This window comes from Kitasatospora sp. NPDC058032 (genome assembly GCF_042885845.1).
Classification (GTDB): Bacteria; Actinomycetota; Actinomycetes; order Streptomycetales; family Streptomycetaceae; genus Kitasatospora.
In genome coordinates this window covers 240,441-251,005 of sequence record NZ_JBHVRK010000013.1, presented here as the reverse complement: position 1 = coordinate 251,005, position 10,565 = coordinate 240,441, and the positions used below count along the sequence as shown (strand labels likewise).

Annotated in this window: 2 protein-coding genes and 1 pseudogene; all 3 read left to right on the top strand. The window is 75.6% G+C overall.

Annotated features, from left to right (window positions below; all coding sequences use genetic code 11):
• Window positions 1-23 precede the first annotated feature (23 nt).
• Window positions 24-545 (top strand): annotated as a pseudogene (locus ACFVUH_RS22195) (hypothetical protein); the annotation flags it as partial.
• A 6-nt stretch (window positions 546-551) separates the two neighbouring features.
• Entirely contained in the window at window positions 552-9,380 is an 8,829-nt protein-coding gene (locus ACFVUH_RS22190; RefSeq protein WP_387915040.1) for an SDR family NAD(P)-dependent oxidoreductase, read from the top strand.
• A 36-nt stretch (window positions 9,381-9,416) separates the two neighbouring features.
• Entirely contained in the window at window positions 9,417-10,496 is a 1,080-nt protein-coding gene (locus ACFVUH_RS22185; RefSeq protein ID WP_387915034.1) for an alpha/beta fold hydrolase, read from the top strand.
• Window positions 10,497-10,565: the final 69 nt, after the last annotated feature.

The window sequence follows — 10,565 nt, the reverse complement described above, 5'->3', positions numbered from 1 at the left end:
AGGGCGTCACCACCCACCTCGAAATCGGCCCCGACACCACCCTCACCACCCTCACCCGCACCACCCACCCCGACACCACCACCATCCCCACCCTCCACCCCACCACCCCCGAAACCCACACCCTCACGACCGCACTCACCACCCTCCACACCACCGGCACCAACATCAACTGGCCCACCCTCCTCGGCCACCACCCCACCCACACCGACCTGCCCACCTACCCGTTCCAGCACCAGAGCTACTGGCTCCCCTCCACGCCTGACAACGCTGACGTCACCACCGCCGGCATCACCCCCAACCACCACCCCATCCTCACCGCCACCATCGAACTCCCCGAAGGCACAAAACTCTTCACCGGCCGCCTCTCCCTCAACACCCACCCCTGGCTCACCGACCACACCGTCCACGACACCGTCCTCCTCCCCGGAACCGCCTTCATCGACCTCGCCCTCCACGCCGCCCACCACACCAACACCCCCACCATCGACGAACTCACCCTCCACACACCCCTGACCCTCACCACCGAAACCACCCTCCAACTCCAGGTCAACATCACCCCGCCGGACGGCGAAAGCGGCGACAGGACCCTGACGGTCCACTCCCGCGCGACGGGAGAGCCGGGAGAGGCAGACGAAAGCGCCTCCTGGACACTGCACGCCACGGGTCGGCTCACCGCGGACCCGTCGGCCGAAGCGCGGGCCGCGGACCTGACGGCCTGGCCGCCGCCGGGAGCGACGCCCGTCAACACGGCAACGCTCTACGACGACCTGGCGGACATCGGCCTGACCTACGGCCCGGTGTTCCAGGGTCTGCGGGCCGCCTGGCGGCAGGGCGACGACATCTACGCCGAGGTGGCGCTTCCTGAGGACAGCGCTCCCGAGAGCAGCACGCACGACGGCCATGTCGTGCACCCCGCATTGCTGGACGCGGCCCTGCACGCGCTGCTGCTGGGCGGCGACACCGCGGCGGCGAGCAGCGGTCCGGAGGTCCGGCTGCCGTTCTCGTGGAGCCGGGTGTCGGTGTCGGCCGCCGCTTCGACGAGTCTGCGGGTGCGCCTGGCGATGTCGGCGGACAGCCGGGAGAACGTCACGCTGACGGTCGCGGACGGTGTCACGGGTGCGCCGGTCGCGCACGTGGGGGCGTTGACGATGCGGCGGGTCTCCGCCAACCAGTTGGCGTCGGCGAAGTCCGCCGGCCGCGACGCGCTCTACCGGGTGGACTGGACGGTGCTGCCCTCGCCGGACGCCGCCTCGGCGCCGGCCGGTTCGTGGGCTGCCGTGGGCGGTGCCGCGGAGCTGCTCGAAGTCGTGAACGGGCTGGGTGCGGCCGGTGCCGATGTCGCGGTCCACGCCGATGTGGCGGCGTTGTCTGCGGCGGTCGCCGAGGGCGTCGGGGTGCCGGACTTCGTGGTCGCGGCGTGCCCGGGGGTTCCGGGCGGCGGGGCTGCGCAGGTGCACCGTGCGGTGCAGGACGTGCTGGTGCTGGTGCAGCGGTGGCTGGCCGACCGATCGCTGTCCGCGAGTCGGCTGGTGGTGGTCTCGCGGGGTGCGATCGCCGCCGCGGGCGCGGAGGACGTCGCGGACCTGCCGGCGGCCGCCGTGTGGGGTCTGCTCAGGGCGGCCCAGTCGGAGAACCCGGACCGGATCGTCCTGGTCGACGTCGACGGTCAGGAGTCGTCCTTCGCGGCGGTCGCGGCCTCGGTGGCCGCCGGCGAGCCCCAGTTGGCGTTGCGCGGCGGTGTGCCGCACGCGGCGCGGCTGGTGAAGGCGGACGCGGGTCGTGCGCTGACGCCGCCGGCCGCCCCGGCCTGGCGGCTCGGGGTGAGTGCCCGGGGGACCCTCGACAACCTGACGCTGGTGGAGGCGCCGGACGCGCTGGAGCCGCTGCGGCCGGGCCAGGTCCGGGTGGCGATGCGCGCGGCGGGCCTGAACTTCCGCGACGTGCTGATCACGCTGGGGATGTACCCGGGTGAGGCGCCGATCGGCAGCGAGGGCGCGGGCGTGGTCCTGGAGGTGGGTCCGGAGGTGTCCGGGCTGGCGCCGGGTGACCGGGTCATGGGCCTGTTCGGCCTGTACGGGGGCTGCATGGGGCCGGTGGCGGTGTCCGACCACCGGTTGCTGGCGCGGATTCCGGACGGCTGGTCCTTCGCGCAGGCGGCCGCGACCCCCATCGTGTTCCTGACGGCCTACCACGCGCTGGCGGACCTCGGGGAGCTCCGCGCGGGTCAGAAGCTGCTGGTGCACGCCGCGACCGGCGGCGTCGGCATGGCCGCGGTGCAGTTGGCCCGCCACTGGGGCGCCGAGGTGTTCGGCACCGCGAGTGCCGGCAAGTGGGGCACGCTGCGCGGTCAGGGGCTGGACGAGGCCCACATCGCGTCGTCGCGCGACCTGGAGTTCGAGCGGCGGTTCGCCGCGTCGACGTCCGGTGAGGGTGTCGACGTGGTGCTGAACTCGCTCGCCGGGGAGTTCGTCGACGCTTCGCTGCGCCTGTTGGCGCGCGGCGGCCGGTTCCTGGAGATGGGCAAGACCGACATCAGGGACGCCGCCGTGGTGGAGGCCGGCCACCCCGGGATCTCCTACCGGGCGTTCGACCTGTTCGACGCGGGTGAGGACCGCATCCAGGCGATGCTCGGCGACCTGGTGGAGCTCTTCGACCGGGGGGCCCTGGAGCCGCTGCCGGTGACCGCGTTCGACGTGCGGCGGGCGCCCGACGCCTTCCGCCACCTGGGGCAGGCCAAGCACACCGGCAAGCTGGTGCTGACCGTTCCCTCGTCGCCGGCGGCCGATGGCACCGTGCTGGTGACCGGCGGCACCGGGACGCTGGGTGCGCTGGTGGCACGTCACCTGGTGACCGCGCACGGGGTGCGGCACCTGCTGCTGGCGAGCCGGCGCGGCCCGGACGCGCCGGGCGCGACCGGGCTCGCCGAGGAGCTGGAGGCGCTGGGCGCCCGGGTGCGGCTCGCCGCGTGCGACACCGCGGACCGGGAGGCGGCGGCGGGGCTGCTGGCCTCCGTCGATCCGGCGCACCCGCTGACCGCGGTGGTCCACACCGCCGGTGTGCTGGACGACGCGACGACCGCGTCCCTGACCCCGGAGCAGCTCACCGCGGTACTGCGGCCGAAGGTCGACGCGGCCTGGAACCTGCACGAGCTGACGAAGGACGCCGACCTCTCGGCGTTCGTGCTCTTCTCCTCCGTCGCGGGCACGCTCGGCGCTCCCGGACAGGGCAACTACGCGGCCGCCAACGTCTACCTGGACGCGCTCGCCCAGCACCGGCGCGCGCGGGGTCTGCCCGGACTGTCCCTGGCCTGGGGCCTGTGGGCGCAGGCCAGCGGCATCACCGGTGGCCTCGACGAGACCGACCAGGCCCGGCTGGCCCGGGGCGGCATCGTCCCGCTCGCCACGGAGCAGGGGCTTGCCCTGCTGGACGCGGCGACGGCGTCGGGCGACGCGGTGCTGGTGCCGGCCCGGCTGGACCTGTCCGGGCTGCGCCGGCAGGTGACGGCGGGCACGGCGCCGCCGATGCTGCGGGGTCTGGTGCGCACCTCGACCGGGTCGGCCGCTTCCGGTCCGGTCGGGGACGGGGCGGCGCTGGCGCAGCGGCTCGTGTCGCTGCCGGAGGCGGACCAGAACCGGGTCGTGCTGGAGCTGGTGAGCGGCCATGTGGCGGCCGTGCTCGGGCACGCGTCGGCGGACGCGATCGACGCGACCCGTCCGTTCCAGGAGTTGGGCTTCGACTCGCTGGCGGCCGTGGAGCTGCGCAACCGGCTGGGTTCGGCCACGGGTCTGCGGCTTCCGGCGACGCTGGTCTTCGACTATCCGACGGCGGCCGCGATCGCCCAGCAGTTGCGGGCGGAGCTGGTCGACGCCGGGGGCTCGGCGGCCGCTCCGGTGGTGGTCGCCGCGGCGCGCGACGACGAACCGATCGCGATCATCGGCATGGCGTGCCGCTTCCCGGGGGGTGTGCGGTCCCCGGAGCAGCTGTGGCGGCTGGTCGCCGACGGTGTGGACGCGGTCGGCGACTTCCCGCCCGGGCGCGGCTGGGACGTCGACGCGGTCTACGACCCGGACCCGTCCGTGCCCGGCAAGACGTACACCTGCAAGGGCGGCTTCGTGCACGACGCGACGGACTTCGACGCGGAGTTCTTCGGGATCAGCCCCCGGGAGGCGACCGCGACCGACCCGCAGCAGCGGCTGCTGCTGGAGACGGCGTGGGAGGCGGTCGAGTACGCGGGCATCGATCCGGTGTCGCTGCACGGCAGCGGGACGGGGGTGTTCGTCGGTGTGGCGAGCCAGGGTTACGCGGCGGGGGCGAGCAACGCTCCGCAGTCGCTGGAGGGCTACTTCCTGACGGGCACGACGACGAGTGTCGCCTCGGGCCGGGTGTCGTACTCGCTGGGCCTGGAGGGTCCGGCGGTCACCGTGGACACGGCGTGCTCGTCCTCGCTGGTGGCCCTGCACCTGGCCGCCCAGGCCCTGCGCAACGGGGAGTGCGGCATGGCCCTGGCGGGCGGTGCGACGATCATGGCGACGCCCAGCATCTACCTGGAGTTCAGCCGTCAGCGCGGACTCGCCCCGGACGGACGCTGCAAGCCGTTCGCGGCGGCCGCGGACGGCACGGGGTGGGGCGAGGGCGCCGGCATGATCCTGCTGGAGCGGCTGTCGGACGCGGAACGCCACGGGCATCCGGTGCTCGCGGTGGTCCGCGGCTCGGCGATCAACCAGGACGGGGCGAGCAACGGGCTGACCGCGCCCAACGGGCCCTCGCAGCAGCGGGTGATCCGGCAGGCGCTCGCCAACGCCCGGCTGACGGCCGCCGAGGTCGACGTCGTCGAGGCGCACGGCACGGGCACGGTCCTGGGCGACCCGATCGAGGCGCAGGCCGTGCTCGCCACCTACGGTCAGGACCGGCCCGCGGACCAGCCGCTGTGGCTGGGGTCCATCAAGTCCAACATCGGGCACACGCAGGCCGCCGCCGGTGTCGCGTCGGTCATCAAGACGGTCATGGCGCTGCGGCACGAGCTGATGCCGCGCACCTTGCACATGGACGCGCCGTCGCCGCACGTGGACTGGGAGGCCGGCGCGGTCTCCCTGCTGGCCGAGGAGCGGCCCTGGCCGGAGCGGGGGCGTCCGCGGCGGGCCGGGGTGTCGGGGTTCGGCATCAGCGGTACCAACGCGCACCTCATCCTGGAGCAGGCGGCCGGGGTCGGTGACACGCCGGGGCGGGAGGCCGACGGCGAGGCGCCGGCGCCGGTGCCGTGGGTGCTCTCGGCGAAGTCCGAGGAGGCGCTGCGGGCGCAGGCCGGCCGGCTGGCCGGCCACGTGGCCGCCGATCCGTCGCTCGACGTGCGGAACGTCGGGTGGTCGCTGGCGACGGCCCGCAGCCACTTCGCGCACCGGGCGGTCGTCGCCGGTGCGGACCGCGACGCGCTGCTCGCGGACCTGCGCGCGCTGGCGGCGGGCGCCGAGACCTCCCGCCGGGCGGTGACGGGCACCGTCGGCGCGGGCGACCGCAAGGTGGTGTTCGTCTTCCCCGGGCAGGGCTCGCAGTGGCCGGAGATGGCCCGGGCGCTGATGCGGACGTCGCCGGTGTTCCGGGATCAGGTCACGGCGTGCTCGCGGGCGCTGGCCGCGTACACGGACTGGACGCTCACCGACGTCCTGGAGGGCGCGGCGGACGCGCCGCCGCTGGAGCGGGTCGACGTCGTGCAGCCCGCGCTGTGGGCCGTGATGGTGTCGCTGGCGCGGCTGTGGGAGTCCTACGGGGTGCGGCCGGCCGCGGTGGTCGGCCACTCCCAGGGCGAGATCGCGGCGGCGTACGTCGCGGGGGCGCTCAGCCTGGACGACGCCGCCCGCGTGGTGGCGCTGCGCAGCCGGGCCATCCGGGCGCTGGCCGGGACGGGCGGCATGGCCGCCGTTCCGCTGCCGGCCGCCGAGGTGGAGGAGCGCCTGGCGCGCTGGGAGGGGCGGCTGTTCGTCGCGGGCGTGAACGGGCCGGCGTCGACGGTGGCGGCCGGGGAGGCGGAGGCCTTGGAGGAGTTCGTCGGCAGCTGCCGGGACGGGCGGATCCGGGCCCGTATGATCCCGGTGGACTACGCGTCGCACACCCCGCACATGGAGGCCGTCCGCGCGCAGGTGGTCGAGGCGCTGGCTCCGGTCCGTCCGGTGGCCTCCTCGGTCCCCTTCTACTCGACGCTGGCCGGTGAGCGGATCGACACCGGCGCGCTGGACGCCGGGTACTGGTTCGAGAACCTGCGGGAGCGGGTCCGGTACGAGGACGCCGTGCGGCGGCTGCTGGAGGACGGGCACCGGGTGTTCATCGAGGTAAGCGCCCACCCGGTGCTGACCTTCGGCACCGAGGAGACCCTGGAGGCGTTCGGTGAGGGCGCCGCCGCCTTCGGCACGCTGCGCAGGGACGACGGCGGCCTGGAGCAGTTCCTGACGGCGCTGGGTCGCGGCTACGTCGAGGGGGCGGTGCCGGACTGGGAGGCCGTGTTCGGTTCGGGCGCGGCGAAGGTCGCCCTGCCGACGTACGCCTTCCAGGGCCGCACCTACTGGCTGGAGTCGGCGGCGGGCAGCGGCGATCTGCGGACTGCCGGCCTGGGCGCGCCCGGGCACGCGCTGCTGGGTGCCTCGGTGGACCTGGCGGACGGCAGCGGGCAGGTGTTCACCGGGCGGCTGTCGTTGGCCACGCACCCGTGGCTGGCGGACCACGCGGTGCTGGACACCGTGCTGCTGCCCGGTGCGGCGCTGGTGGAGCTGGCGCTGCACGCCGCCGAGCGGGGCGGCTGCGCGGGCGTCGAGGAGCTGACGCTGGAGGCCCCGCTGGTGCTCGACGAGCAGGGCGCCGTGCAGGTGCAGGTGACCGTCGGCGAGCCGGACGGGTCGGGCCGGCGCCCGGTGTCGATCCACTCCCGGCCGGACGACGACGACGGCGACTGGACGCGGCACGCGGCGGGCCTGCTGGGCGGCGCGGAGGGCGGCGCCGGCGCGGGGCCGGACCTCACGCAGTGGCCCCCGGCCGGCGCGCAGCCGGTCGACACCGGCGACCTGTACGACCACTTCGCCGCCATGGGCCTGTCCTACGGCCCGGTGTTCCAGGGCCTGCGGGCCGCCTGGCGGGACGGCGGGACGGTGTACGCCGAGGTCGATCTGCCCGCCGGCACCGGGACGGACCTCTTCGGCATCCACCCGGCGCTGCTGGACGCGGCGCTGCACGCGGCGCTGCTGTCCCCGGTCGCCGAGAACGCGGACGCGCCGGGACGGGCGTACCTGCCGTTCGAGTGGAGCGGGGTGTCGCTGTTCGGCACGGCCGGCTCCGCCCTGCGGGTGCGGTTGGAGGCGCACGGGCCGGACGCGGTGGCGCTGGCGCTGGCCGACGGGGACGGCCTGCCGGTCGCCGTCGTCGAGCGGCTCGCGCTGCGCCCGGTCGGCGCCGAGCAGTTGGCGGCCGCGCGTGCGGGCCGGAAGGACGCGCTCTTCCGGCTGGAGTGGACGGCCGTCGCGCCGCCCGTGGCCGCGGGCGGCGGGGACGGCGGCCTGGCGGTGCTCGGTGAGGACGTGCTCGGGCTGCTCGGGGCGGCGGACCGGGTCGGGTACCCGGGTCCGGCCGAGCTGGCCGCGGCCGTCGGCTCCGGCGCTGCGGTGCCGGCGCGGGTGCTCGCCGCGTTCGTGTCGCCGGACGGCGCCGACCCGGCCGAGCAGGCGCACCGGGCCGCGTCGGGGGCCCTGGAACTGGTGCGGGGCTGGCTGGCGGAGGAGCGGCTGGCGGACTCCCGGCTGGTCGTGGTGACCCGCGGGGCGGTGTCCTGCGAGGGGCGGGAGGAGGTCCGCGACCCGGCCGGGGCCGCGGTGTGGGGCCTGCTGCGGTCGGCCGAGGCGGAGAACCCGGACCGGTTCCGGCTGGTCGACCTGGACGGCGAGGAGGTGTCGGCGGCGGTCCTGGCGGGCGTGCTGGACGGTGCCGAGCCCCAGGTGGCGGTGCGTCGGGGCAGGGCTCTCGCGCCGCGGGTGGCGCGTGTCCCGGCGTCCGGTGCGTCCGGTGCGTCCGGTGCCACGCCGGCCGTCGATCCGGACGGCACCGTGCTGGTGACCGGTGGCACGGGCACGCTGGGCGCGCTGGTGGCGCGCCGTCTGGTGGCCGGACACGGGGTGCGGCGGCTGGTGCTCACCAGCCGGCGCGGACCCGCGGCTCCCGGCGCGGCCGGGCTCGTCGAGGAGCTGGAGGCGCTGGGCGCCCGGGTGCGGGTCGCGGCGTGCGACACGGCCGACCGGGAGGCGGTCGCCGCGCTGTTGGCGTCCGTCGAGGCGGAGCACCCGCTCACCGCGGTCGTGCACGCCGCGGGTGTGCTGGACGACGGCACGGTGACGTCGCTGACGCCGGAGCGCCTGGCGGCGGTGCTGCGCCCCAAGGTGGACGCGGCCTGGCACCTCCACGAGCTGACGAAGGACGCCCCGTTGGCGGCGTTCGTCCTGTTCTCGTCGCTGGCGGGCACGATCGGCAGCCCGGGTCAGGCGAACTACGCCGCCGCCAACGCGTTCCTGGACGCGCTCGCGCAGCACCGGCACGCGGCCGGGCTGCCGGCCACCTCGGTGGCCTGGGGCCTGTGGGCCGACGGCAGCGACATGACCGGTGGCCTGGACACGGCCGACCGGGCGCGGCTGGCCCGCGGCGGTGTCGTACCGCTGTCGGCCGAGCAGGGCCTGGCGCTGTTCGACGCGGCCCTGGCCGCACCGGAGGAGCCGCTGCTGCTGGCCGCCCGGCTGGACCCGGTGGCGCTCGGCCAGGCCGGTCCCGGGATGGCGCAGTCGGTGCTGCGCGGCCTGCTGCGCACCCCGGCCCGGCGGGCCGCCTCGGGCACGGTGTCGCTGGCCCGGCAGCTGGCGGGGCTGGACCCCTCCGGGCAGGAGAAGGCGGTGCTCGACCTCGTGCGCGGCCTCACCGCGGCCGTGCTGGGGCACGGTTCGGCGGACGCGGTCGACCCGGAGCGCTCCTTCCAGGAGCTGGGCTTCGACTCGCTGATGGCGGTCGAACTGCGCAACCGGCTCAGCGCGGCCGCGGACGTCCGGCTGACCGCGACCATGGTGTTCGACTATCCGACCGTGGCGGCGCTCTCGGGCTTCCTGCGGACCCGGATCGCCCCGGAGGCGGCCGACGCGTCCGCGACGGTGCTGGCCGAGCTGGACCGGCTGGAGTCGGCGCTGCTGGCCATGGCCCCCGATCACACCGCCCGCCCGGCGGTCACCACGCGGCTGCAGACGCTGATGGCCAAGTGGGGTGACGCGGCGGCGGCGGAGTCCGCCCAGGTCACCGAGCGCATCCAGGCCGCGACCACCGACGACCTGTTCGCCTTCATCGACAAGGAGCTCGGCCGTGCCTGACCCGGGCCGCGATCACCGTCCGAGAGGAACCGGCGCATGAACGACGTGGAGGAACTCAAGAGCTACGTGGGCGTCCACGCCCGCGGCCAGCGGATCGCCCGCTACCAGGAGGTCCTGGACCGCATCCGCACCGACGGCTCCGGCCCGGGGTCGTGGGTCCACGAGTGGGTGGCGGCGGGGCAGCAGCTGGAGCGGCGCGGACGGCACCTGGAGGCGAGCCGGCACTACCTCATGGCCAGGTTCCCCTTCGTCGACGGGCCGGACCGCAAGGACGCCCTGGACCGGGCCGCCGCCTCGTTCGAGCGGTGGAGCACCGGGCGCGACGTGTCCCGGCTGGAGGTGGACGTGGACGGGGGCCGGGTCGGACTGTGGCAGTCGGGGCTGTCCCCCGTCGACCGCAGGCCGCTGCTGCTGGTCATGGGAGGCATCGTGACCGTCAAGGAGCAGTGGGCTCCGGTGCTGCCGGTCTTCCGCAGGATGGGCATGGCCGCCGTCGCCCTGGAGATGCCCGGCACCGGGGAGAACCCGCTCCGGTACGGGCCGGAGTCCTGGCGGATGCTGTCCGGCGTGCTGGACGCGCTCCGGGGGCGGGCCGACGTGGCGAACACGTACGCGCTGACGCTCAGCTTCAGCGGCCACCTGGCGCTGCGGTGCGCGGTCGACGACCCGCGGATCCGCGGGGTCGTCACGGCGGGCGCGCCGGTGGCGGGCTTCTTCACCGACCGGGCGTGGCAGCGGGCGCTGCCGAGGGTCACGGTCGACGCCCTGGCGCACATGGCCGCGACCGACCCCGGCGAGGTCCTGGACTCCCTCGCCGGCTGCGCGCTGACCGACGCCCAGCTGTCGGGCCTGGACGTCCCGGTGCGGTACATCTCCAGCCTGCGGGACGAGATCATCCCGCCCGGCGACGTCGCGCGGTTGCGGGCGCACCTGCGGGACCTGGAGGTGGTCGAGTACGACGATGTCCACGGGGCCCCGGACCACGCGGTCGAGAACCAGCTGTGGTGCGCCCGTTCCCTGCTGCGGATGAGGGGGGTGCGGTCGCTGCGCGGCGCGGTCATCGGCGGGCTGTGGCGGGCCCGCCGTTCGCGGGCGCGGCTGGCCGGAAGGCGTTAGGGCCGCATTAGCGGCTGCGCGGATCCTCGTCACGACCCGTACCACCTGTGTCTCCTCCGGCCGCGCGCC